25 protein-coding genes, 1 pseudogene and 1 riboswitch are annotated in these 23,605 nt (G+C 62.8%); of the genes and pseudogenes, 12 read left to right on the forward strand and 14 right to left on the reverse strand.

The window, feature by feature from the left end:
* The first annotated feature begins 3 nt into the window (after positions 1-3).
* Positions 4-1,845, forward strand: coding sequence for a putative bifunctional diguanylate cyclase/phosphodiesterase (locus DMY87_RS01285; RefSeq protein WP_110789483.1), 1,842 nt, complete (start codon positions 4-6; stop codon positions 1,843-1,845).
* Between the two features lie 67 nt (positions 1,846-1,912).
* On the opposite strand, the gene DMY87_RS01290 is transcribed toward DMY87_RS01285, so the two are convergent.
* Entirely contained in the window at positions 1,913-2,470 is a 558-nt protein-coding gene (locus tag DMY87_RS01290; protein WP_110789484.1) for a DUF2087 domain-containing protein, read from the reverse strand.
* Between the two features lie 307 nt (positions 2,471-2,777).
* On the opposite strand from DMY87_RS01290, the gene DMY87_RS01295 reads away from it, so the two are divergent.
* From DMY87_RS01295 to DMY87_RS01305, 3 genes are all read left to right on the forward strand, one after another.
* On the forward strand, positions 2,778-3,437 hold the full coding sequence (locus DMY87_RS01295; protein WP_110789485.1) for a glutathione S-transferase family protein: 660 nt from the start codon (positions 2,778-2,780) through the stop codon (positions 3,435-3,437).
* 122 nt (positions 3,438-3,559) lie between these two features.
* Positions 3,560-3,922, forward strand: a complete 363-nt coding sequence (locus tag DMY87_RS01300; protein WP_110789486.1) for a type II toxin-antitoxin system RelE/ParE family toxin — start codon at positions 3,560-3,562, stop codon at positions 3,920-3,922.
* Positions 3,912-4,202, forward strand: coding sequence for an XRE family transcriptional regulator (locus DMY87_RS01305; RefSeq protein WP_110789487.1), 291 nt, complete (start codon positions 3,912-3,914; stop codon positions 4,200-4,202). Before DMY87_RS01300 ends, DMY87_RS01305 begins: the two co-directional genes overlap by 11 nt.
* A 9-nt stretch (positions 4,203-4,211) precedes the next feature.
* Here the strand turns inward: DMY87_RS01305 and DMY87_RS01310 are convergent, their stop codons facing one another.
* The 3 genes and pseudogenes from DMY87_RS01310 to DMY87_RS01320 all read right to left on the reverse strand — a co-directional run bounded on the left by DMY87_RS01310 (position 4,212) and on the right by DMY87_RS01320 (position 5,193).
* Entirely contained in the window at positions 4,212-4,616 is a 405-nt protein-coding gene (locus DMY87_RS01310; RefSeq protein ID WP_110789488.1) for a DUF2442 domain-containing protein, read from the reverse strand.
* 77 nt (positions 4,617-4,693) lie between these two features.
* Positions 4,694-4,780 (reverse strand): annotated as a pseudogene (locus tag DMY87_RS24510) (DUF4160 domain-containing protein); the annotation flags it as partial.
* Positions 4,781-4,836: 56 nt separating this feature from the next.
* Positions 4,837-5,193 carry a DUF4406 domain-containing protein gene (locus tag DMY87_RS01320; RefSeq protein ID WP_110789489.1) on the reverse strand — a complete coding sequence of 119 codons (357 nt, stop codon included), beginning with the start codon at positions 5,191-5,193 and terminating at the stop codon, positions 4,837-4,839.
* A 118-nt stretch (positions 5,194-5,311) separates the two neighbouring features.
* On the opposite strand from DMY87_RS01320, the gene DMY87_RS01325 reads away from it, so the two are divergent.
* Positions 5,312-6,067: a DeoR/GlpR family DNA-binding transcription regulator gene (locus DMY87_RS01325; protein WP_110789490.1), complete on the forward strand. Its 756-nt coding sequence runs from the start codon at positions 5,312-5,314 to the stop codon at positions 6,065-6,067.
* 10 nt (positions 6,068-6,077) lie between these two features.
* Here the strand turns inward: DMY87_RS01325 and DMY87_RS01330 are convergent, their stop codons facing one another.
* Positions 6,078-7,085 carry an asparaginase gene (locus DMY87_RS01330; protein ID WP_110789491.1) on the reverse strand — a complete coding sequence of 336 codons (1,008 nt, stop codon included), beginning with the start codon at positions 7,083-7,085 and terminating at the stop codon, positions 6,078-6,080.
* 72 nt (positions 7,086-7,157) lie between these two features.
* Here DMY87_RS01330 and DMY87_RS01335 point away from each other — a divergent pair, with 72 nt between their 5' ends.
* Positions 7,158-7,892 carry a DUF3750 domain-containing protein gene (locus tag DMY87_RS01335; RefSeq protein ID WP_110789492.1) on the forward strand — a complete coding sequence of 245 codons (735 nt, stop codon included), beginning with the start codon at positions 7,158-7,160 and terminating at the stop codon, positions 7,890-7,892.
* Positions 7,893-8,228: 336 nt separating this feature from the next.
* Here the strand turns inward: DMY87_RS01335 and DMY87_RS01340 are convergent, their stop codons facing one another.
* Positions 8,229-8,597, reverse strand: a complete 369-nt coding sequence (locus DMY87_RS01340) for an NIPSNAP family protein (RefSeq protein WP_245408796.1) — start codon at positions 8,595-8,597, stop codon at positions 8,229-8,231.
* Positions 8,598-8,903: 306 nt separating this feature from the next.
* On the opposite strand from DMY87_RS01340, the gene DMY87_RS01345 reads away from it, so the two are divergent.
* The 3 genes from DMY87_RS01345 to DMY87_RS01355 all read left to right on the forward strand — a co-directional run bounded on the left by DMY87_RS01345 (position 8,904) and on the right by DMY87_RS01355 (position 12,133).
* Positions 8,904-11,237, forward strand: coding sequence for a right-handed parallel beta-helix repeat-containing protein (locus tag DMY87_RS01345; protein ID WP_110789493.1), 2,334 nt, complete (start codon positions 8,904-8,906; stop codon positions 11,235-11,237).
* Between the two features lie 67 nt (positions 11,238-11,304).
* A complete protein-coding gene (locus DMY87_RS01350; RefSeq protein ID WP_110789494.1) occupies positions 11,305-11,610 on the forward strand; it encodes a hypothetical protein in 306 nt (101 codons plus the stop codon).
* Between the two features lie 142 nt (positions 11,611-11,752).
* Positions 11,753-12,133 carry a VOC family protein gene (locus DMY87_RS01355; RefSeq protein ID WP_110789495.1) on the forward strand — a complete coding sequence of 127 codons (381 nt, stop codon included), beginning with the start codon at positions 11,753-11,755 and terminating at the stop codon, positions 12,131-12,133.
* Between the two features lie 203 nt (positions 12,134-12,336).
* Here the strand turns inward: DMY87_RS01355 and DMY87_RS01360 are convergent, their stop codons facing one another.
* The 4 genes from DMY87_RS01360 to DMY87_RS01370 all read right to left on the reverse strand — a co-directional run bounded on the left by DMY87_RS01360 (position 12,337) and on the right by DMY87_RS01370 (position 15,818).
* A complete protein-coding gene (locus DMY87_RS01360) occupies positions 12,337-13,074 on the reverse strand; it encodes a COG3904 family protein (RefSeq protein WP_110790326.1) in 738 nt (245 codons plus the stop codon).
* A gap of 62 nt (positions 13,075-13,136) precedes the next feature.
* A complete protein-coding gene (locus DMY87_RS01365; RefSeq protein WP_110789496.1) occupies positions 13,137-14,444 on the reverse strand; it encodes a hypothetical protein in 1,308 nt (435 codons plus the stop codon).
* Positions 14,445-15,022: 578 nt separating this feature from the next.
* A riboswitch (SAM riboswitch) is annotated at positions 15,023-15,103 on the reverse strand.
* Positions 15,104-15,384: 281 nt separating this feature from the next.
* Positions 15,385-15,549, reverse strand: a complete 165-nt coding sequence (locus DMY87_RS24095; protein ID WP_165826119.1) for a hypothetical protein — start codon at positions 15,547-15,549, stop codon at positions 15,385-15,387.
* A complete protein-coding gene (locus DMY87_RS01370; protein ID WP_110789497.1) occupies positions 15,546-15,818 on the reverse strand; it encodes a hypothetical protein in 273 nt (90 codons plus the stop codon). Before DMY87_RS01370 ends, DMY87_RS24095 begins: the two co-directional genes overlap by 4 nt.
* Before the next feature lie 449 nt (positions 15,819-16,267).
* Between DMY87_RS01370 and DMY87_RS01375 the strand changes: the two genes are divergently transcribed.
* The gene (locus DMY87_RS01375) at positions 16,268-17,392 is read left to right on the forward strand and encodes a GGDEF domain-containing protein (protein ID WP_110789498.1); all 1,125 of its coding nucleotides are present in this window, start codon (positions 16,268-16,270) and stop codon (positions 17,390-17,392) included.
* Between the two features lie 43 nt (positions 17,393-17,435).
* On the opposite strand, the gene DMY87_RS01380 is transcribed toward DMY87_RS01375, so the two are convergent.
* Complete coding sequence (locus DMY87_RS01380) at positions 17,436-18,470, reverse strand: NAD(P)H-quinone oxidoreductase (protein ID WP_245408797.1); 1,035 nt, start codon at positions 18,468-18,470, stop codon at positions 17,436-17,438.
* Between the two features lie 114 nt (positions 18,471-18,584).
* Positions 18,585-19,058, reverse strand: coding sequence for a GNAT family N-acetyltransferase (locus DMY87_RS01385; protein ID WP_165826120.1), 474 nt, complete (start codon positions 19,056-19,058; stop codon positions 18,585-18,587).
* A 267-nt stretch (positions 19,059-19,325) separates the two neighbouring features.
* On the opposite strand from DMY87_RS01385, the gene DMY87_RS01390 reads away from it, so the two are divergent.
* On the forward strand, positions 19,326-19,841 hold the full coding sequence (locus DMY87_RS01390; RefSeq protein ID WP_165826121.1) for a type II toxin-antitoxin system PemK/MazF family toxin: 516 nt from the start codon (positions 19,326-19,328) through the stop codon (positions 19,839-19,841).
* 234 nt (positions 19,842-20,075) lie between these two features.
* Here the strand turns inward: DMY87_RS01390 and DMY87_RS01395 are convergent, their stop codons facing one another.
* Positions 20,076-21,878 (reverse strand): bifunctional diguanylate cyclase/phosphodiesterase, encoded by a 1,803-nt coding sequence (locus tag DMY87_RS01395; RefSeq protein ID WP_110789501.1) that lies wholly within the window; start codon positions 21,876-21,878, stop codon positions 20,076-20,078.
* A 116-nt stretch (positions 21,879-21,994) separates the two neighbouring features.
* On the reverse strand, positions 21,995-22,792 hold the full coding sequence (locus DMY87_RS01400) for a pYEATS domain-containing protein (RefSeq protein WP_110789502.1): 798 nt from the start codon (positions 22,790-22,792) through the stop codon (positions 21,995-21,997).
* Positions 22,793-22,921: 129 nt separating this feature from the next.
* Between DMY87_RS01400 and betI the strand changes: the two genes are divergently transcribed.
* Positions 22,922-23,569, forward strand: a complete 648-nt coding sequence (betI, locus tag DMY87_RS01405) for a transcriptional regulator BetI (RefSeq protein WP_110789503.1) — start codon at positions 22,922-22,924, stop codon at positions 23,567-23,569.
* The last annotated feature ends 36 nt before the right edge of the window (positions 23,570-23,605 follow it).

Here is a 23,605-nt window from a genome sequence, read left to right on the forward strand (position 1 = left end):
GCCATGCTGTTGCAATTGCAGAACACGATACTCGAGAAGATCGCAACCGGGCAGTCGCTTGCGGAGACCATCGACTATCTGTGCCGGGAAGTAGAAGCCCAGGCGCATGACGTCGTGTCATCCGTTCTCCTGTTGGATAGCGACTTCCGTTTGCGCCATCTGGCTGGGCCTTCCCTGCCTCTGGAGTATACCGAAGCGATCGACGGCATCCAGATCGGCCCCGGTGTCGGTTCCTGCGGAACCGCCGCCTTTACCGGGCGACCGGTCATGGTCGACGATATCGAATCCCATCCCTACTGGGAGCCCTACAAGGGACTTGCCTTGCCGCTCGGCCTCAAAGCCTGCTGGTCGACGCCGATCATCGCGGGGGACAAGGTGCTTGGTACCTTTGCCTTCTACTACCGCACGGCACGCGGGCCATCCGATCGAGAGCAGGATATCGTGCGCGCCTGCGTGCATCTGTCGGCCATCGCCATCGAGCGGGACCAGCGCATTGCCGAGCGGCGACGCCTGGCCGAGACCGATGCGCTGACGGGCCTGCCCAACCGCAGCCGCTTCAACGAGGTTCTGGCGCGGGTCGCGCAACGGCCCCAGGTGTGGAGCCTGCTGCTGATCGACCTCGACAATCTCAAGATGGTCAACGACACCTTTGGCCACGCCGCCGGCGACGATCTGATCCGGGTCGCGGGGCACCGGATCGGCGACAGCGCGCCCGACGGCATGGCCTTTCGCCTCGGCGGCGATGAATTCGCGGTCATCATCCCCTGCATCGATACGCTCAGACCCGCCGATCTTGCGACGACGCTCATTGAGCGCATCAAGGAGCCTGCGGATTGCGACGGTCACCTGATCTATCCGGCCGCCACACTGGGCGGCGCCGTCGTCATGGCCGGCGAAGGCCATGATCAGGTGCGACAGAATGCCGACTACGCACTCTACCATGCCAAGGAACGGGCGCGCGGCCAGTATGTGCAATATCATTCCGGCCTGGGCACGGCGATCGTCGAGCGCTTCCGCTCCGTGCAGGAGGTGGGGCTGGCGTTGCGCGAGGACCGGATCGACGCCCACTACCAGCCGGTGGTGGAACTCGCCACGGGCCGCATCATCGGCTTTGAATCGCTCTGCCGCATGACGACGCGGGACGGCGAGATCATTCCCGCCGCACAGTTTCACGAGGCGATGAAGGATGCCCATGTCGGGCTCGACATCACCGACCGCATGCTGGAACGCATTGCCGCCGATTGCGGCCGCTGGCGCTCCATGGGGCTTTCCTTCTCGCGGGTCGGCTTCAATCTGACGGCCGCCGACTTCCATCGGGGCGGACTGACGCGGCGGATCATCGACGCCTTCCACCGGCACGGCCTGCCTGCGGGCACCATCGTGGCGGAGGTGACGGAATCCGTCTACCTCACCCAGAAGGGCACCGTCGTTTCCGACGAGATCCAGGCCATGCGGGATGTCGGCATCAAGGTTGCCCTCGACGATTTCGGCACCGGATTTGCCTCGCTGACCCATCTTTTGACCATGCCGGTCGATATCATCAAGATCGACAAATATTTCGTGCGGCGGCTTTCGGAAGCCGATGCCGGGGCCGTCATCACGCGCGGCCTGCTGGAGATCGCCCGCGGGCTGGGGATCTGGGTGGTGGCCGAGGGGATTGAAGAACTCAGCCAGGCGGAGCAGCTGCTGGCGCTCGATTGCAAGGCGGGCCAGGGCTATTACTTCGCCCGGCCAATGGACCGGACGGCCGTGGAGGCCCTGCTCAGCATCGGCAATACCATTCCGTCCTGGAGCAGCCTGCTGCTCGACGGCGACCAGAAGCTGCCGCGCAGCGCCGCCGGCTGATCGCTATTCGTGCCGACAGGACGCGGGGCCGGCGCGTCATGTCGCGCCGGACCGCTCTTTCCATTCATCACGCGCCGTCGATGCGCCCCGAGGTCACCAGGCGGATCAGAGCACGTGCTTCAGGCGGCGGACGCTTCTCCACGCGGCGATAAAGCCGGCAATCGGGCGTGCGCACCAAAAGGCCCATATTGACCAGTTCCCGCCGGAGCAGCACGTGATCGCCGAAGCCGTTGTGGCGCATGAGCACGGCGTTCACATCCTTCTCGACGACTTCGCTCCCCGTCGGCAGAAAGGACCAGATGACCCAGAGCGCCAGTTGCTGCTGATTGTGCTTGCCCGGCCAGCGGGCAAGCACCTCCGTTCCGGCGAAACAGCGGGCGGTCTGCTCGACACGGCGGAAATCGACGGCCGGTTCGGCTTCGATCGCGTTCGGCTTTGCCAGCCGATCTTCCGCCGCCCGGCTCGCCTTGAAATGCTGGTAGTTGCGAAAGCCGACAGCACGGGTCAGCATGTTCAAGAGCTCGACATGACCCGGCAGTTCGGCCCGGGCATCCAGTTCGCGCTTCAGGGTTTTGGCCAGCGCCGACAGATCGGGCGCAGAAAAGGCATGGGTCGTCCTCGACATCTCATTTCTCCTGGGCGTGCCCGGCTGCTCAGCAAGCAACCAACAAGGCCGGTGGTCACCGACTTCCGACGGGGCACGGGAAAACGAGCTTTCGTCGACACGAGAAACGGCAGGTTTAGCTCCCCTTTTCGGGGCGGTGACGCCTGGGTGAACTGCGGACCCATGTCGAAACGGATAAGGCGGCAAGGGGGACGTGTCAACCGCGTCCTTTCATCAGCGAATTTCATCGGTGGCATCAGCGGGGAAGGCTTTTCCGCGCGGCCTGCACACGCTAGCCTCCGGCGCATCGTTCACGGGAGAGACCGGCATGCTGAAGATCTACGGTGTCTACAAGTCACGCGCGACGCGCATTCTCTGGCTGCTGGAAGAACTGGGGCTGCCGTTCGAACTGGTGCCGGTGTTGCAGGCCTACAAGTTGAAAGACCCGATGGCCGAGGGCGTTCGGCTCAACACCCGCTCGCCGGAATTCCTGGCCATCAATCCGATGGGCAGCATTCCGACGATCGAAGACGACGGGCTGGTGCTGAACGAGTCGCTCGCGCAGACGCTTTACGTGGCGAAGAAGCAGGGCGGTCCCATGGCGCCGCGCGATCTCCACGAGGAAGCGCAGATGCTGCAATGGTCGCTGTTTGCCGCGACCTCGATCGAGACGGACGCGCTGAAGATCTCCACCGCCAACAATGAAGGCCGCTTGTCGACCGAGGCCGGCCAGCAGGAGGCCAAGGTGATCGCCCGCATTCTCGCGCGGCCCTTCGGCGTGCTGGAGAAGCACTTTTCCCACAACGACTACGCCGTCGGCGGGCGTTTCACCGTCGCCGATATCAACCTCGCCGAAATCGTGCGCTACGCCCAGGCTTACCAGCCGCTGTTCGATGCCCATCCGAAGACAGCCGCCTGGCTCGCGCATGTGCAGGCAAGGCCCGGCTTCAAGGCGATGTGGGAAAAGCGGCTGGCCGAGGTGGAGTAAGCGGCAAGCGTATCATCCTTTGGCTTGAACTTTGACGGCCATTGCCGCACACTGCAACCTTAGATCGCAATTGAACCACTTGAACCAAGACCTCAAAAGGTTTACCTTGCAAGGTATAGGCTATGCAGCGCGCCAAGATCGTGCATGCATTTTTCTATGTTTCGACCGGGGGGCGGCGGCCTGTGCGGGATTGGCTGATGTCCCTCAGCCCGGATGACCGAAAGCTCATCGGCGAGGACATTGCGACGCTGGAATATTGCTGGCCGGTGGGCATGCCAAAATGCGCCGCGATCGTGGGTGTGAAAGGTCTCTTCGAGATCCGCTCGTCTCTCGCTCACGGCCGGATTGCACGGCTATTCTTCATGATCCAGGAGGGCCGGATGGTCCTTTTGCACGGTTTTGAGAAGAAAACGCAGAAGACACCACAAAAGGACATCGACCTAGCTGTGGCTCGAATGAAAGACGTCGCTCGCCATGCACACTGACGAAAATCCTCATATCGGCGAAAGCTTCGACAGCTTTTTGCGAGACGAAGGTCTCTATGACGTGGTGACCGCGACGGCGATCAAGCGGGCTTTGGTGATTGCCATCGAGCACGAAATGAAGACCCAACAGATTTCGAAGTCCGAAATGGCGCGGCGGATGAAAACAAGCGGAACCCAGCTCGGCCGGTTGCTCGACCCCGCCAATGACAAGGTGCAACTGGATACTCTGGTCAAGGCTGCTTCCGCCGTCGGCAAGACCCTGAGCGTGCAGCTGAGCTGAGGGCTCAAGTCACCCCATCTTCTTTGGCCGGCCTCCTTTTGCCCCATTGACCCGGCTGGCGGCAATCTTGGCCGGGGAGCGCGACTGCCCTCCCCGGCGCTGCGCTTCGAGGAACGCGCGAGACCCGAAGATGCCGGCCATGAGGCCCTGAATGGTGTAATCGACATCCAGCCTCTCCCAGTGGAGACCGGTTTCGCCCAGCAATTCGACATCGGCAATGTCGTCCGGCGTCGCCTTTTGCAGGCCTTCGAGCGCGCGGGCCGGCACGAGGAAGGCGGCGCCATTGGTGAACTCGACGACGATCCGCTCACTGTCTCGGTCAAACCTGACGGCAGACGGGGCTGGCCTTTCAGCGCGCTCCTCGGCCCAACGGCGTTTTGCAGCCTCAAGGTCGGCGTCGGTGATTTCAGCCATGATACTGTCTCCACGTGTCCAGAAAGAGCGCCCTGCGAGATCACCTTCAAGGTCACGATGTCGCTTCGGGCCTCGCCATCACCGTAAACATGCGCATGGGGCGGCTCGTGATCTGCCGTGTAGATCACGAAACGCATGCCATGCTTGCGCAGAACGGTGACCATGTGGAAGAATAACCCATCAACTTAGGTTATTCAATCCTGGCCTGGAAGTGCGCCCCTCAGCCACACCCCGGCACATCCTCCAGCCGATACCAGACCGGGATGCCGCGTTCGGTGGCGATGCGGACGTCATTGTCGGCGCCCTTGGAGGCGCCGGGAAGGCGCAGGACGCCTTCGCAGAGTGCCAAGAGGCGGCCCGCGACGGGGTGGAAGATCTGCTCGTAAAGGTCATCGCCGACGGTCTTGCCGCCGGCGGCATGCCAGATGGGCAGCGCCACCCATTCGCCGATCATCGGCACGTGGCCGGCCTGAAACAGGGCATGGGACGGCGCCTCGAGCACCTTCAGGTTGGCGGCCATCTTTTCCGGATCATCCCCGGTGCCCGAGCGATAGGGACCGGCAATCAATATCAACATGTCTCACTCCTTCATCATCCGCCTCATGCGGATACGTGCACATTTCCGCACGATTCTTATGGAATGTCGAATCCAATTCGGTATTATCCGGAAATATCGTGAACAAACGGGCGAGATCATGCTGACCGAACAAAGACGCCGAGAGATCCTGGAGGTGCTGAAACGCGACGGGCGGGCGCTGTCGGGCGAGCTGGCCAGGCTCTGGGACGTGTCCGAGGATACGATCCGCCGCGACATGCGCGACATGGCGGCGGCGGGGCTTCTGATCCGGGTGCATGGCGGGGCGCTGCCGGTTGCCGCCCCCCTGCCCGACTTTTCCACGCGCCAGCGGCTGGCGACCGAGGAGAAGCGGCGGCTGGCGGCCGCCTGCGTCCGGCTGATCAACCCCGGCCAGACGGTGTTTCTCGACGGCGGCACGACGACGGCGGAGATTGCGCGGCAGATCCCGCACGACATGACGCTGACGGTCGTCACCCACGCCCCGACCATCGCGGCGGAGTTCGAGCAGCATCAGCAAATCGAGGTGATCCTGATCGGCGGGCGGATCTTCAAACACTCGATGGTGGCGGTGGGTCCGACGGCGCTTTCGGCGATCGAGCGGCTGCGGCCGGATCTGTTCTTCCTCGGCGCCACCGCCGCCCATCCGGCCGACGGGCTGTCGACCGGCGATTTCGAGGAAGCCGCGATCAAGCGGCGGATCGTTGAGCGCAGCGTGGCGAGTTACTGCCCGTTGACGGCGGAGAAACTGGGCGCCGTCTCGCCTTTCGGCATCGTGCCGCTTTCCGAGGTGACGGGGCTGATCGTCGGTGCCGAGACGCCGGAGGAGGTTCTCGCCGGTTATCGGGCGGCAGGCGCGGAGATGATCCCTGCGTGAGCGCTCAGGTTCAGCCGAACAGCACGTCGGTGACCCGCACCTGGCCGACCTCGATGCCGTTCCAGTTGCGCATGCCGTGATTGGCAAGGCCCATCAGCGCCGCATGCTCCTCGCTTTCAGGCTCGAAATACCGGGCCAGCAGGGCCGCGATCATGGCTTCGGCGGCGCGGGTGGCGCCGTCCTCGGCCTTGACGGCGAAGGACAGGCCCTTGTTTGGCAACACGGCGCAGAAGACGCCTTCGGCGCCGGTCTTGGCGAAGATCTTTCCAGGTGCGACTTGCATCAGCTTTGTGCAGAAGCGTTTCGTGCCGGCGACGTAGAAGGGTTCCGCCATGCAGGCCTGGATCAGCCGGCGGGCGGCAGCGGCGCGGATGGGCGCGAGCCCCTGCCCCGTGCCGAGCTTGGCGAAACCATGGGCAAGGCCGGTGAGCGGCACGGCATAGGTCGGGATCGAGCAGCCGTCGGTGCCGCAATTGTCCAGGCCGAGCGTGGCGCCCGTCAGGTCTGCCATGATCGCGCGGATCGACTGCTGCAGCGGGTGGTCATAGGTGGAATAGCCCTTGGGGTCTTCGCCCATATGGGCGCAGGTGCAGACGAAGCCGGAATGTTTGCCCGAGCAATTGTTGTGAAGGGCCGAGGGGCGGTCGAGGCTGCGGGCCTGGGCGATGATGGTTGCCTGATCGAAGGACCAGTGGGCGCCGCATTCCAGATCGCTTTCGCTGCAACCGGCGGCTTTCAGCATGGCGGCGGCGGTTGCCACATGCTCCGGCTCGCCGGAATGGGAGGAGCAGGCGAGCGCCAGTTCGCGATTGCCGAAGCCGAAGGCATCCGCCGCGCCGCTTTCGACCAGCGGGAGGGCCTGCATGGCCTTGCAGGCGGAGCGCGGGAAGACGGCCGCATCGACATCGCCAGCGGAAAAGACGATTTTGCCATCGCTATCGACGACCACCGCCAGCCCGCGATGGCGGCTTTCGACGAGTTGACCGCGCGTGACCTCGACCGTGACCGGATTGCCCATGATGAACCTCAAAACGCCATGATTGCCAGATGCTTGTTAGAGCATGTCTCGCAAGCTGGTTCGAGGTCCGGATTGAAATTTCTGCTGCGTATCGTCTCCGTCATCCTGCTCGTTTTCGTGCTGCCGACCCTGGTTTCGGCCGGGCTGTGGGCGACGCGCGAGCATCCGTCCGGCTGGAGTTCGGCAAAATGGGGCTCATCCGGCCTTTTGCCGTCGGCGCAGGACAGCCCGGAGGCGGCGATCTACGTCTTCTCCGCGATGACCGGCGGCCTGAAAGGGGCGATCGCCAGCCATGCCTGGATCGTGACCAAGACGAAAGACGGCGCCTATCAGCGCTATGACAAGGTGGGCTGGGGCGCGCCGATCCGGCGCAACCACCGGGCACCGGACGCCTTCTGGTATTCGAACCCGCCAAGGCTGGTGGTGGAATTGAAGGGCCCCGAGGCCGAGCGACTGATCCCGAAGGTGGAGGCGGCGATCGAGGCTTATCCTTACGGCCAGCCGGGCGGCTACCGGATCTATCCGGGGCCGAACTCCAACACCTTTGTCGCCCATGTGCTGCGGCAAGTGCCCGACCTCGGCGCCGTCTTGCCGCCGGATGCCGTGGGTCGCGACTATCTCGGCGAGGGCACCTTCTATGCCCTGGACAGCGACGGGCGCGACCTGCATGTGAGCCTCGGCGGGCTTGCCGGCTTTTCCGTGGGGATGCGCAGCGGGCTGGAGGTGAATTTTCTGGGCCTGGTGGCTGGCGTCGACCTCGCCCGGCCGGCGCTGAAGGTGCCGGGCTTCGGGGCGGTCGGATTGTAAACCAGGGACTGCCGGAGCCCCGGAATCAAAAGAGCCACCCGCGAGGGTGGCTCCCATGAGCTTTAGTCCTTTGTCTGGACCCGGACGGGGTAACCGCCCGAAGGAAGGCTGGATCAGGCCGAGGGCTGCCCCGTCAAAACCGCACCCTTTCCAAAGTCACACACGCAGACCGAAATCTCATTAGACATTGGATCACCTTCCTTTCGTTACGTTGCCGATGATTGAAAGGTAGGGCGCTTCGAGGATTTCGACAAGGCACGTTATGTGACGTCTTGTTTGTATAATTGTGTTGCGTTGCGGCAGAATTCGTTCACAATTCGCGCGCCGGAGCCGAGATCATCCCCTTCGCGGGAGTGGCGTCAGGAACATGCGCTCATAGCTGACAAAGGGTGGATCGTCGCGGAAACGCGCGTTCGCGGCTATGCCATCCGGATCTTTCGCCACCTGCTCCCGGTATTGCGCATAGGCGGCTTCATCGGCAAAGGTGAACAGCGCGATGGCAATGTCATGCGCACCGTCGCTGCCCTGCCCCGCAAAACTGACGCTCGCCTCATCCGGCCTTTTGCCCGGCAGGAAATATCCGTGATGCATGCCGCCGTGACGTTCGATGAGTTCGGTCCAGATGTGCGCATAGGCTTCAAACTCGGACATGCGATCCGGATCGATGCGGTAACGAACCTCACAGGTGACGGGCATCTTGCGCATGCGGGGCGACTTCTCCGATTACCGCCCATCCTGCACGGTTGCATCCGGCGGGCCGGGCCATCCTATGACATCGCGCACGCTTCGCAAACAGATCGCGCGATGGCCGCACAGCCGATCGCATCGGCTGACGAGAAGCGTGACGCAGGCCTTTTCTCCCCATCCAGACTTCGCATTTTACTATTGAAATTACGGGATATTCCGCGAATTTCGGCCCAGATTTGGACCATTGGATAACGGCCGTTTCTTTTCTAAACGTCATGAGCTCTGAACGGCTTTGCCGATCTGCGCCTCCCTGGAGAAGCAATCATGACGCGCGTGAAACCCTTCCGGTACAAAGAGCAGATGGCCGTGATCCTGGTCTCGTTGCCGCTGTGGACGATGGGTTCGGGCGCGTGGGCGGACGATGTTTTCACGCAGCGCTGGGATCCCTGGATCGAGGTGGGCGGTCATGTCGGCACCGGGCGTTCGATCGGCAATGCCGATCTGTTCATGCCGCTTGCCCAGGACAGCGATAGCCTGCTGTTTGCCGATATCCGGGGCATGTTCGACAATCAGGACGCATCGGAAGGGAACTTTGGCCTCGGCCTGCGCCAGATGCTGGCTTCCGGCTGGAACATCGGTGCCTACGGCTATTTCGACCTTCGCCGCTCCGCCTATGGCAACATGTTCAAACAGGTGACGCTCGGGGCCGAAGCGCTGAGCGAACACTTCGATCTGCGCGGCAACGTGTATCTCCCGGTTGGCCCGAGCGACGTCTACATGGAGGGGGGCAGCTCGTCTTCCGTGGGCTCCTGGACGAGCGATGCGATTGCCACCGGTGGATCTCTGGCGATCCGGCATCAGGCGGTGCGGACAACAACCACCCGCTATGAGGTCGAAAAAGCGCTGGCCGGTGTCGATGCCGAGGTGGGTGTGCGCCTTCCGGTCTTCGAGCCGGGCTCCGGCTTCGACCTCAGAGCCTTTCTGGGTGGATACTATTTCGACGGCTCGGATGTCGACCCCGTTGCCGGCCCCCGGGCGCGGCTGGAACTGGTGGCGGACAATCTGGCCGGGCTGCCGGGCGTGAAGCTGACGGGCGGCGTGGTCTATCAGCATGACGACGTGCGTGGCGACCAGTGGATTGCCCAGGCCAGACTGCGCGTGCCGCTGCAGCCGCCGTCCCTGCCAAGAGATCCGTCCGATGTCATGGAACGGCGGATGACGGATGCCATCGTTCGGGATGTCGACATCGTCTCCAACACCGCCAACGCTTTCACCGCGACGAACGAAACGCTGACCACGACGGAGGCGGCTGTCAGCGACTGGAACGGTTCGGCCGTCGGATCTTTCATCCTGATTGACGGGGCGAACCAGAACGGGGCCGATCTGCAGGCCGCCCTCAATGCTGCAGGTGCCGGCAGCATCGTGCTCGTCAACGGAACGGTTTCGACGGCGGCGGGCATCACCCTCAATGCCGGGCAAACGGTGCTCGGCGGGGGAACGGTCCTGCGCCTCAAGGGGGCGACGAGCGGCACTGCGGTCGACTGGACCGCAGGCGGCGGTTCGGGCAGCATCAGCGGCTCTGCCGGAACGCTCGTTCAGCTGGGGCAAGACAGCTTTCTGGGCGGCATCGCCGTCGAAAACCTGTCGACTTCCGGCGGATCGGTTGCGGTGAATGCGGCAAACGGGGCTGTGCTGCGCAACGTCGACGTGACCTCGGCAAAGGGCGGCATCCGGGCCTCCGGCGTCTCCGGATTTACCGTCGATGGCGGTTCGATCTCGGCCAGTGGCGGCAACGCGATGGAGCTCGTCTCCAGCACCGGCCTTGATATCCAGAACATGGCGATCGCCCAGAACGGAGACAGGTCGCTCGGCATTCGTGCAGACAATGCAACCGGCCTGCTCAAGGGCAACCGGGTGACCACAAACGGCAATGGCAATAGCAGCTATGTCGACACGGATGCGCAGGCCCAATCGACGCACGCCTTTTCGATCAACAATAGCGGCGGTCTCGTCGTGACCGACAATACGATCACGACCAATGGCACCCAGGCGAACGGCTTCTACATCAACAACAGCGGCGGGATCGCGATCTCAGGCAATAGGGTGACAACCAATGGCTACATGTCCCGCGGCATCAACCTGATCACCAGCGATGGCGCGGTGATTTCCGACAATGTGATCAGGACCAATACGACCAACGACAGCAACTGGCATTCCGGTACGATCGCCTACGGGATTGTGGTGGATCACAGCAGCAATCTCAGCATCACCGGCAATGACATCGAGACGCAGATGCGGGGTGGTGCTGGGATCAATCTGCGCTATGGCGCGAACAATACGATCAGCGACAACGTCATTGCGACGAAAGGATCGAACGCCAGTGCCATCAGCACGGTTCGCTCGACCGGTGCCACGGTCCGCGGCAATACACTCACGACGGCGCAGAGTGTCGACGGCTCCGCCGGCATCTCCTTCGGCATCTATTCGCATAATGGTCTTGTGGAGAACAACACGGTCACCTCGCCGGGAAGTGCCGGCGTGACGATCTACACCGCTGACGGTCTGACGGTGAGGAACAATCGATTGGTCGGCAAGGGTGATGCGGGCGTCTATGTCCGGGATTCGTACAACACGACGGTTTCGGGCAACACGCCGTAAGCGAGACAGGTGTTGACCGGTCGCTCCGGGAAGACGACACTTCCTTCCACAACGGGAGGAGAAGACCATGGAAGACCCCATCCGCTGGCGAAACATGGTGAGCGCGCCGAGAGACGGGAGCCGCATTCTGGTGACCATCCGCGCCACCGAACAGGGGCCGGGTGCCGTCGATCTCGTCTATTGGTCGAACGGCGACCGGTTCGGCGCCGACGGCTGGCGCTCCTCGGATTCGACGCCGGGTGTGATCATCGCCTATGCCGAACCGGAGCTGAAATGCTGGATGCCACTGCCGGGGGTGGATCCGGATGCCATGATCCGGCCGCCCGCCTGGGAGGGCGAGGACGAGGCGGAACTCGACGGATCGGGGATCTGAGTTTCCCACGCATCGCAGGCGGCATTGCGGACAAGGGCAAACGACCTTCTCCGGGATGCTCCGGACCTGCCGGACCATCCCGCAAGCAGGCGCGGTTCGGTCGATCTGCCCTCTTCCCATTTCCCACTTTTCTGGAGACCGCATGTTCACGCACATCATGATCGGCAGCAATGACCTGGCACGGTCGAAACGCTTTTACGACGCCACCTTCATTGCCCTGGGCGGTCAGCCCGGCGAGACGGATGCACGCGGCCGGCTGATCTATCTCCACAATGGCGGTCGCCTGATGATCACGGCACCGATCGACGGGAAACCGGCGAGCGCTGCCAATGGCGGCACGATCGGCATTCTAGCCGCTAATGCAGATGAGGTTCGCGCATGGCACGACGCCGGGACAGCGAATGGCGGCATGTCCATCGAGACCCCGCCATCGCTGCGGCCGAATGGCCAATTCGTCGCCTATCTGCGCGATCCCGATGGCAACAAGCTGACCGTGCGCTCGCTGCCGCCCGAACAGGACTGAACGGGGCTTTGGGCGAGGGGCAAGCCGTTACGTCTTGAGGCAAACCACCAGGCGTTGAATGACGGAAAGTGCCGACGGGTTCTTGCCGGGCGGGCGAGCGTTTTTCCTCGAATTGCGAAAGCGGAGTCGCCTTCAATGCTCTATGTCTTTGTTTTCACGCAATTCCGGACGCAAAACCGCTTCGCACTTTTGCTGGACTTGCTCTAGTTCTTCTTGGTCTGCTTTGCCGCCGCCACCGCCGCAGTCGTCAGCTTGAACTCCGCCATTTCCTTCGGCGTCAGGTAGTAGAGCCGGTCCGGCGGCGTTTCCAGCGCGTGAATCCAGACGCCGTCGGCGATGCCCATCTCGTCCAGATGCCGTGCGATGCGGGCTGTCGTGCGCTGGGCTTCCGACATAGCCTGTTCCGGAGTGGGGCGGGTCTGCCCGGCGTTGAAGACCTGATGCACGCCGAGGATGGCGTTTTCGGCCGCGTCGCGCGCAACACCGCCGGCGAAGATCAGCGGGCAGGACGAGGCACACAGCGCCCGGGTCTCCACCTGCGTGTTCAGGCCCTTTTCCCGGATCAGCTTCGACATGGCGAGCGCATCCTCGACGGAGCCGCCGGGGGAATTCAGGGATACCGCCTGCACATATTCGCCACGCGCGGCGATCTCCTCGGCGAAACGGTCGGCGGTGCCAAGATCGATGGCGCCTTCGGCCTTCAGGATGCCGCCGGGCTGTAGGTCGAAACGCATCGGCTGGCGCAGCACGTCCGGCGCGCTGGCCGGCTCGACCGGCGGCGCCTGGGGCACGCCATCCGTCAGTGCCGGGGGAAGAACGGGGGCGTCCGTCGTCAGCGGATCGTGGCCGGGCAATGCCGTATTCGCCAGGCTCATTTCCCTGATGTCGACGAAGAGAAAGGCGCTTGCCGTCGCCAGCAGGGCGAAGAAGGCGCCGCGCATCAGCAAGCCGTCATCGGCCCGCAGAAAGGCGTCCTTCAGACGCGGGAGGAGCGCTGCGGGTCTCACGCGGGGGGCCCCTTTCGCGGCGCCTTGCTCGCCATGTCAAGGCTGGTGATGTTGGTTTCGGCGCGGCTGCGCTCGTCTTCGGCCTCCGCTGCCTGCACGGCTTCTGCCACATCGATGCCCTGACGGCTCAGCGCGCGCTGCACCTCCAGCGCTTCCAGAAGTTCGGCGGCGGTGATCCGCTGGGCAAAAGGCAGCCGTTCTTCCTGGCGGCGGATCGCGCCATGGACGACGGCCAGGATGAAGACAAGGACGGCGGGAAGGAGATCGATGGAGATTGCGCCTGCCCAGGCCGGAATGAAATCGGCGGCATAACGCAGCACGGCTTCTGCCGCAGACAAGGGGACAAAGCGGCGCGCGGCCACCGGTTCGCGCGCCAGGATGGCGTCTGCGGCCTGGGAGAGAACCTGCGACTGGGAGGTGACCGAGGTGCGGATGGTCTGCATCACCTGATCCTGGCGGTCGGCCAGATCGGCGGCCTGGCCATCGGCAACCGGGGCGATGAAACCGAGCGACAGGTCTTCGGCCGCGCGCTTGACCGAAGGCGCGATCGAGGTCTGTTCCAGCGAGGCGATGACGCCCGACAGCGCCACGACCTCGGCGGAGAATTCGTCGCTGCGCGGCTCGACGGCGCCGGGGGCCGAAACCAGCTTGCGCATGGTTTCGAGATGCGCGCGGCCCTGGTCGAACAGGGTCGTCACCCGCTCGCGCGAGGCGGTGATGCCGGTCTGCAGCTCGTTCAGCTGGGCGGACATCTGCGACAGAAGCTGGACGACGCTGCCCGAGCCGGTCGTGCCGGTGAGCGCACCGTTCTGGCGTTCGTCTTCGGCCAGACGGGCAAAACGTTCGGAGGTGCGCTGGATGTCCGGCAGCAGGCTTTGCGCGGCCAGCGCGTTCTGATGTGCCTGGTCGAGATCGGCCGTATAATCCTCGACCGTTTCGGCCAGATGCTGTTCCAGCGCTGCCGAGCCTGCAAGCGCTGCCGCATTCAACCAGCTCGACATGGCGATGATCATGGCGCAGCCGAGCGCCATGACGCCGAGCATGGCGCCCCGCGCCGCCGTTCCCGTCACATGCGGATAGAAGCGCGCCATGTAGGACCAGAAGGCATAGATCGCCACCGAGACGGAGGCCGAATAGATGATGGCGGCAAAAAACACTGCCGTCGGCGAGCCGTCGAGAATGCTGCGCACCCCGAGATAGGTGTAGACGCCGGAGGCGAGCGCGAGCACCGCCAGCGCAAAGCGGGTCATGGTTTCGACGGCCAAGACGCCATCCTGCAATCGATGCGATGCGCCAAGCGCCATGAAGACCTCCAGCCAGACGAGAAGCGTTAACAAGCGCTTAAGAAGGGGGCGGAATCAAGGCTGGGGGTGGGTGGTGAGGGGTGCCGTGCGACGGCGCAAACCGTTCATGGTCTCGACCAAGCTCGAAGTCGTCATCCTAGCTCCCGACGTTGGCATTGACCAGCGCATCAAGAGGCGAGACTGTCGCATCTCTAACTGGCCCAACTGTCGCATTACTAAATAGCTCTATATATAAAGATCACGTAATCTATCTATGGAGCCAAGTTGTCTCCGACCATACTTGTTGGTGAGGTGTTAACCTGACAGCGCTACCTAAGGCTGAAACCTAGGAGCACACTGCATGTATTGGGCCGTCCCTTTTATTCTCACCGTTTTCCCCGCTGTTTGGCTCTGGCCGTCCGTCAAGGATTGCTGGGCTACACACGAACCTTACATGGTGGATGATGCTCCAAGCCAGAAGGGACCCCAGCATCCCTACAAGAGGACTGTGGGGGAGAAGTTTTCTTGTGCGGTGAAGCATCTTGTCTGGCTGGCTCTTTCGGGGGCGGCGGGCTATTCGGCATTTATGTTTGGGACGACATTTTGGACCGCCGGCCACTGATCACCTCGCTGCTCAGCGTGGCTGCAAGCCGACCGTACAAATCACCACGGGATAAGGCTGCCTTACGCCTTCGCGGGTCTTGCGTCAGTTGGTTGGAATTGGTTTGGTGGAATCACGCGCTACTCGCTGGCACGTCGGCTTCCACCCCCGATGGCTGTCCGGGTCCAAACTGGACAGTTCAGGACGGCGAGTGCGAATAGTCGAGAAGAAGAATGCAGCTTCAACACTGCTTCTCCTTCTCGGCGCTCCCTATCCCCTTCCGGGGATGCCCTATGTGTGCCGCGTGTATCCGGCTCTGGCAATCCCTCAACCCAGACTTTTTCGACGTTATGCACTACGCTAGGTGCCAGTGCGTTTTTCGAACAGCTCAAGATGCCGGTCCCGGATCATTTTCACGATCACTTCGCTGCCCGAGATCCCATAGAGATCCGCCAGGGCCGCGAGCTTTTCGCGGTCCTCGGCCGTACCATATGCGATGATTCCCTTGTCACGCGGCTTGCTCACAGCACCCCCATATCTGCCTGATAGCCGGCGACGAGAGAGTCAATCTGCGTCGGTGTGCTTGCGGTTCTGATATTTGCCTTCACCAGAAGACGCTGGGCTTCGATCCCACTGGACAACGAGCGCCAGTAGTTTGCAGAGGTCAGGACGATGACCGCCTGGTCGAAGATAGAGATGCCGAACGAAGCGGCTTCGGCAGCGAAGTGAGGAACGAGTCCAGGGCTGATGTCCGGTTTTGCGGATCTGGAACAGATGATGGCGAAAGCGGACAAGGGCTCCTACCGCGCCAAACGAAACGGCGGCGGGATTGACCGTGAAATACCGCCGACGCTGGACCTCGGGAAGTTCTCTGTCGCCGCATGACGGCGGCTCGTGAAGCGCCCGCCTGTTGCGAGCGCCGCTCGCCTCACCCCACCCGCAACACGATCTTGCCAATATGCGCCGAACTCTCCATCAGCCGGCGCGCTCCACCACCTAATCGAACGGCAGACCCGCGTGTATGACCCCACCGCCGTCGTCGCGTTCAACGCACAAATCCCCAGCGTGCCAAGCACCTTCACTGTGAAAGCGACCAAACTAGCCCCCCCACAACAAAACCATCATCCATCGAGTTATCAGATTTTGTCGTTCAACCTGACCGAATCTTAAACTCCCCGGCCTCATTATCCTTGCAGCTCTGGGCCCCTGGCGGGCCCCAGACCATGGGTTTGAGGGATTTGGCGTGCGCTACAGAGAGACGGACGAGGTGTTCAAGACGCTCGTGTCGGAGCTGCACTCGACGCTGACCCCGACGACGATCATGGGGATCACGATCCTTGCTGTTGGGCTGTTCGCCCACCAGAGCCTTGGCAATACGCCGCTGTTGATCGCCACCATCGGCGGGGCCATCGCCTCCCTTGGCAAGATCGCGGTTTCCCTGGCTCATCGACGCGCGGATGCCAGGAAACGCTCGACGGTTGCGGATGCGGCCTACTGGGAAAAGGTGCAGGGTTTTTTCATCTTTCTCATTGCGGCCTGCGTGGGGATGATCGCCACCATCGCCTTTTCCTACCCGGACCTCGCGGTCCACATGCTGGCCGCCGTGCTGACCTTCGGATACTGCGCCGGGGTGACGGTGAGGATTTCCGTAAGGCCGATGATCGCGGCGACCGCGATCCTGCTTGCCGCTTTGCCCACCTCCGTGGCGATCATCGTATTCGGCGATACGGCCCACTGGATCATGGGTCTGCTGGCGGTGATCTTTTTGGTCGCTGCCATGCAGAGCATGCTGCATGTCTATCGCACGACCATCCGGCAAATCCGCCTGTTTCTCGACATGGAGCATCAGGCACGCCACGACCCGCTGACGGGGCTTTGCAACCGCACAGCGCTCAGCGAGGCCTATATGAACCTCGACGCTGCTGACGACGTGCTCACCTGCGTGCATTGCTTCGATCTTGATGGCTTCAAGCATATCAATGACCGCTTCGGTCACGCGGTCGGCGATGCCTTGCTGGTAGCGATCGCCGGGCGGCTGCGCGAGAGCCTGGTTCAGCCTGACATCGCTGCCCGAATCGGCGGCGACGAATTCGTCATTTTGCAACCCGATGTCCGGGATCCAGGCCATGCAGACGCCCTGGCGCATAGGGTCGCCAAGAGTCTCGGCGCCCCCTACCAGATTGCCGGTGAGGAGATCACCATCGGTATCAGCCTCGGCTATACCATGGCGCCTTCCGGCTCTGCGGACCTGGAACAGATGATGGCAACAGCCGACACGGCCTCTTACCGCGCCAAGCGAAACGGCGGCGGAGTTGACCGCGAAATTCCCACTACGCTAGACCTTGGGAAGTTCTCTGTCGGCGTGTGATGGTCGCTGGTGAAGCGCCCGCTGGCCGCGCGTGCCCCTCGCCTCACCCCATTTTCAAGACAATCTTGCCGATATGTTCCGAGCTTTCCATCAGCCGGTGCGCCTCGACCACTTTGTCGAAGGGCATGACCGCGTGGATGACCGGGGAAACCTCACCTTTTTCGATGATCGGCCAGACCTCGGCCATCAACTCGTCGCGGATGGCGCGTTTCTCTTCCTGACTGCGCGGGCGCATGGTGGAGCCGGTCACGGTGAGGCGCTTGACCATGATCGGGGCAAGGTTTGCCTTTTCGACCGTCGCGCCGCCGAGGAAGGCGATGATCGAGAGGCAGCCGTCCTTGGCGAGCGCCTGCAGATTGCGATCGAAATAGGCAGCGCCGATCATGTCGAGGATGACGTCGACGCCCCGCCCCTGCGTCTCTTCCTTGACGATCTCGACGAAATCCTCGGCCTTGTAGTTGATCGCCCGCGCCGCGCCCAGATCCATGCAGGCCGCGCATTTTTCGGCCGAGCCTGCGGTGGTGTAAACCGTGGCGCCAAAGGCTCGTGCCAGCTGGATGGCGGTGGTGCCGATACCCGACGAGCCTCCATGGATGAGTACGGTCTCGCCTTCGGTCAGGCCCGCCATCTGGAAGAGATTGGCCCAGACGGTGAAGAAGGTTTCGGGAAGGGCGGCGGCCTTCACGGCGTCATACCCCTTGGGGAAGGTCAGCGCCTGGGTGGCGGGCACCGTGCAGTATTCGGCATAACCGCCGCCATTGGCGAGCGCACAGACGCGGTCGCCGAGACCGAAACCCGTCACGCCCGCCCCGAGTGCGACCACCTCGCCTGCGACCTCAAGGCCAAGCACCGGGCTTGCATCCTTCGGCGGCGGATAGGCGCCCTGACGCTGCGCGACATCCGGCCGGTTGACGCCTGCGGCCTCGACCCGAACCAGGATTTCGCCGGCGCGTGGCTGGGGAAGAGCGCCGGTCGCGAGCACCATCACCTCCGGCGCGCCATGGGCGGGAAGATCGACATAGCGCATGGTTGACGGAAGAGACTGGTTCGCTGGATTGGACATCGCGTGATCGGACATGGGCGCGCTCCTGAAGACATCTGGGATGATCGGCGGTTGGTTGGGCATAGAGCCTCTGAATTGCGATGAAAAGGAGGCCCTTTGACGCCCGCGACAAATGGTGCCGACCGGCCGTCAGATCGCGCGCCGCGTCAAGTCGGCTTCCATGAAGGTGGCGATCGGGGTCGGCTCGTAGCGGCCGAAGGGGCCGCGATTGCGGAAGCCTGCGCTTTCGTAAAGCCGTCGTGCCTCGACATTGCGGATGCCGACTTCGAGCAGCACGGACCGGAAACCGCGCGCCCGGGCGGACTGGAGAATGGCCGTCACGAGGTGGCGGCCGACACCCTGCCCCGCATGGTCAGGATCGACGATCATGCGCTTGAGTTCACCCGTGCCATCGCCGAGATCGAGAAGCGCGGCACAGCCGAGCGCCTGACCGTGATCCTCACGGGCGACGAAGAGGGCAATACCGGGCCGCGAGAGCGTGGCGGGGGTGAGCGGCTGGCGAAAGGCGCCTGGATAAAGGCGCGCGGCGATGGCATCGGACTGCCGCAGCAGGGTTGCGACGGCGGGCTGGTCGGGCGGTTCGATGGTGACGGTGATCTGCATGGATGGCCTTTGGCGGCGAACTCTTCTCCGCGTGTGCTCAAGCGCTGGACAGAGCGGAGCGATCATCATAGCGCGCGCGCTTCAGCGACGACAATCAGGCGGGGGCATTTCGCGACACCGCAAACAACCCATGGATGCCGTCCTTGCGATTTTCACCTTTTTCTGGTCATGCGGGGCGAGTTGCAGTTGCTTCCAGTCTGGCCGGACAGGAGATCATACCTGGGCCGTGTCCCGCTAGTCGCATGCAGCGTTGAGGGGCGCCAAAGCATGGCTACAAAATATCCGACCCGGATCAAGGCAGCACCTAAGGTCGGCAATATCTATTGGTGTAACTTTCACCCCGAAGGGGTCATCCATATCCCGGAATTCTGGAAGAATAGGCCTGTCATCGTGGTGAGCCGGAACGCCACGCTGAACGGCAAAGTGACGGTTTTGCCGATGACGACGGACGAGGACAATGCCACCAACATCAACGCGATAGAGCTGAGCGCCGAGGTGCAAGGCAAGATCGACAGCAAGCGCAGCTGGGTCATTTGCGACCACCTGATGACGATCGCTACCAGTCGCCTCGACAACGTGTCGACCACACCTCCAAGAGTGAAGGGTGACGGGTTGACGGCTATCCTGCAGAAGGCCCACTCCATCATTGCCGGCTGGATGCCTGCTGCCACTGTCCAGGTGACAGAGGTAGCAACCACCACCACGGTCGAAACGCCATCCGGGATCGTTACCGAGACAGTGGACACGATCACGGTTACGATGGGGGAGAAGCCCGCGAGGTAAGGCGGGAGGCACCCCTTTGCTTGACTGAACACCGAGCGACCAGTATAAAGACCAAATATGCGGGGCCGAGAGGTCGCCGTCTCTCCGCAAGGAGACTCATAAGCCAAGCCACCCTAACGGGTGGCTTTGGTCGTTTTGGCGGGTGGTTCTTTGGATCACTGCGCGTAAACTATAAGATCAGCAATCCTGGCGGTGATCTGTGAAGATGCATCGGTCTGGCCGGCCCGACCCTTCTCACCCCTCCCCGAACATCCCGATCACCAGGCCTTCCGTGCTTTCCTTCGCCTGCTTCTTCAGCTCGGCGATGGCGGCGCTGATGCGGTTGACGTCGTCGATGACGAGGCCCTGGGGGAGTTCGATGACGCCGATCGAGCAGCGCATCAGGGGGAAGTCGCGCTCGACGCCCTGGCGGTCCAGGCCCTTGATGCGGCCGGCCTGGCGATCGACTTCGGAATAAAGGTCGACGACGTCGTCGTGGAAGTCCGAGAGCAGGCGATCGAGGATCTCGTTCAGTTCGGCGCGGGTCCAGTCCGTGACGCCGATGAAGAAATCGTCGCCGCCGACATGGCCGAGGAAATCGCCTTCCGAGAAGAAATAGCGGCGCAGAAGGGCGGCGAAGAGCGAGATGGCATGGTCGCCGTGGTGGAAGCCGTAGTGGTCGTTGAACGGCTTGAAGTGGTCGAAGTCGCAGTAGCAGAAAAAGCGGGCCGCATCGCCGTCGCGGGCGACGTCCTGGATGAAATCGCCGATGGCGCGGTTGCCGGGAAGGCCCGTCAGCGGGTTCTGGTCCTGGGCGGTCTTCAGCTGCTTTTCGTTGATGATGCGGATCAGCGAGGCGGCCGAGACAATACCGGCATACCGCATGTTTTCCGTCAGGATGACGCAGTCCGAGCCTTCCATATTGGCAAAGATCGTCATCAGCCGCTCGGCATCGGCATCCAGCCCGACGATCGGGGCGCGGTCGACGAATTGCGAGATGGAGCGCTCGTAGAGCTTGTTCTTCAACAGGTCGCGGCCGAAGGGCTGATAGATGTATTCCTTCAGGTGACGTTCGTTGATGATGCCGCGCGGCTCGCCATTGGCATTCAAGACGGGGAAGAAGGTCTGGCCGGGATTGCGGCGGAAGAGATCGAAGACGTGTTCGATGTTTTCGTGTTCATAAACCGTGGGCAGGGTTTCGATCTGGCGGCGGATGAGGATCTCGTCGAGCGACTGGGTGGAGCGGCGGATCTTGCCGACATCCTGCAGATGCGGGAAGGCGCTTTTCAGCTCCGTTGTCAGCGTGGTCGGGCGGGCGATGAACCAGCCCTGGACGAGATCGACGCCGAATTCCCGGCAGGCAATGAATTCGCCCTCGGTCTCGATGCCCTCGGCGATCACCCGGACGCCCAGCACATGGCAGAAATTGACGATGTTCTTGACCAGGTGGCGCTTGCGCGGATTGCTGTCGATGCCGGCAATGAAATGGCGATCGATCTTGACGTAATCGACGGGGAAATCGCAGAGCAGCTTCATCTCGCCATGACCGACGCCGAAATCGTCGATGGCGAGCTTGAAGCCGGAGCGGCGCAGGCGCTCGACGAGGCCGGCAAACTGCGGAACGATGGTGTTGTCGAAACGCTCCGAGAGTTCGAAGCAGACGGAGGACGGCGGGATCTGCGCCTTGCGCAGCTGATCGAGCAGCGTATCGACGAGGGCATTGCCGTCGGGGATCAGGCGGACGTCGAGATTGAGGAAGAGGGTTGCGCCGGCCCGATCCGGCAGCGTCGCGAATTTGGCGAGCGCCCGGCTTGCCACCATCTGTTCGAGCGGCAGGAGATGGCCGGTTTCAGCGGCCTGGTCGAGCAGATCGAGAGGGGTCGAAAAACCCAGCCGGTCATGGCCACGCAGCAGGCTCTCGTAACCGAAAGCGGCGCCGGTCCCGACTTCGACGATGGGCTGGAGGGCATTTTCGACGACGAGCTTGGCCAGCGTCAGCAGTTGATCACTCGCGAAACGGCGCACAACAGCGCCTTCCTCGACTGCCCCCAATGCCATAATCTTCTCCAATATACCTTTGTTTTTTATGGGTCAGATCGTGCTGGGCAATTGTCAAGAAAGCCTTTCCCGGATGTGACAGTTGGATGAAAGTTTCGATGCGGCGCGCAGCGCTGCTAGAGGTCCCGGATGATGCGCGGCGCCCCGTCTGCACGGGAAAGATCAAGTTCCAGAAGGGTTTTCGTGCCTTCGATCCAGGCGCCGACGGTGAAGCCGCCATAGGCCAGCGTGTCCAGAGAGGCGGTGCCATCCATCGGGTTTACCGTTAACTCCGGACTGGGGAACGTGGGGTGCAGGAAGAAGCGGACCTTCTGCGTGAGGAGCTTGTCGGTGCCTTGCACGGTGAGCTTGACGTTGACGAGCCTTGCCTCCTCCGCCCCGATGAACTCGGCGGCCAGCCTGAAGCCGTCCTTCTCCGCCAGACCACCAAAGCGGCCCTTGTTGGGATCGTCCCACACCTTGACCGGCCCCAGTTCGGGCGTCGGAAGCGGGGCCGCGCGCAGGCTCTTCTTGGTGGATCCTTCCGGCGGGGCGATCCGGCTCAGCGTGTCCTTGACACGCTCCAGCTCTTCCCGGAGTGCGGCGACATCGGCGGTCGCCTTCATCGTCGCGTCGGCGACCAGCTTGGTCTCGCCAAACTCGACTTCCACGCCATAGAACTTGCCCTTCAGCAAGGGACCGACACGCGCCAGAAGCAGCGCGACGAAGGCGGCGCCGAGATATTTCAGATAGACGTCGACAAGCTTGCCGTCGCCGCTGCCCTCCCCGCCCAGAAGGCGCGACCCGACATCCAGCGCGAGGAGCAGGATCGGGATCAGCGCCAGCGCGACCATGCCGCGGCGCCAGATTGTCTCCATCCCGGCCTCGACCGGCCCGGTCTGCTGTCGGCCTTGCGCCCCCGGCTGCCTGCTCATCGCACCCTCCCCTTTGTCCCATCGCAGAATGCCAGAAATCGGGCGCTGAGAAACCCATGAAAAGCGCAGGAATTTTTATTGATTGATCAGTCAATCAAAATTATCCTGCTGCCAAGCAAGGAGAGCAGGATGCCGAAAATCGGAATGGAGCCCGTCCGGCGCAAGGCGCTGGTCGATGCCGCCCTGAAGGCGATCGGCCATCATGGGTCGCTGACCGTCACCATGTCGGAGATCGCCCGCGAGGCCGGGGTCTCGGCGGCGCTGGCGCATCACTATTTCGGCTCCAAGGAGCAGCTGCTGATCGAGACCATCCGCTCGCTTTTGCGGCAGCTGAGGGCCGATGCGGTGATTGCGCTCCGCCAGGCCGAGACGCCGCGGGCGCGGATTTCGGCAGTCATCCGCGTCTCGTTCCAGGCCGACCAGTTTGCCCCGGAAGTCGTTGCCGCCTGGCTCGCCTTCTATTCGGAGGCTCAGCGCTCGGAAGAGGTGCGCCGGCTGCTCGTCGTCTATGCGCGGCGGCTGCATTCCAACCTGCTCTCCGGATTGAAGCCGCTCTGCGGGACTTTCGACGCGGGCCGGATCGCCGATGGCGCAGCGGCGATGATTGACGGGCTCTATATCCGGCAATCTCTGAAAGCCGCTCCGCTGTCGATCGAGGCGTCCGTGGCGCTGGTCGAGGATTACGTGGCGGGGCAGTTACGTTCTGTGCCTGCCGAACAGATAGCCCCTCACCCTACCCTCTCCCCGCAAGCGGGGAGAGGGAGAGACGACCGTTAGCGCCGGCGTCTCCTTCTCCCCGCCTGCGGGGAGAAG

Source organism: Peteryoungia wuzhouensis, from assembly GCF_003205195.1.
Taxonomy (GTDB): Bacteria; Pseudomonadota; Alphaproteobacteria; order Rhizobiales; family Rhizobiaceae; genus Allorhizobium; species Allorhizobium wuzhouense.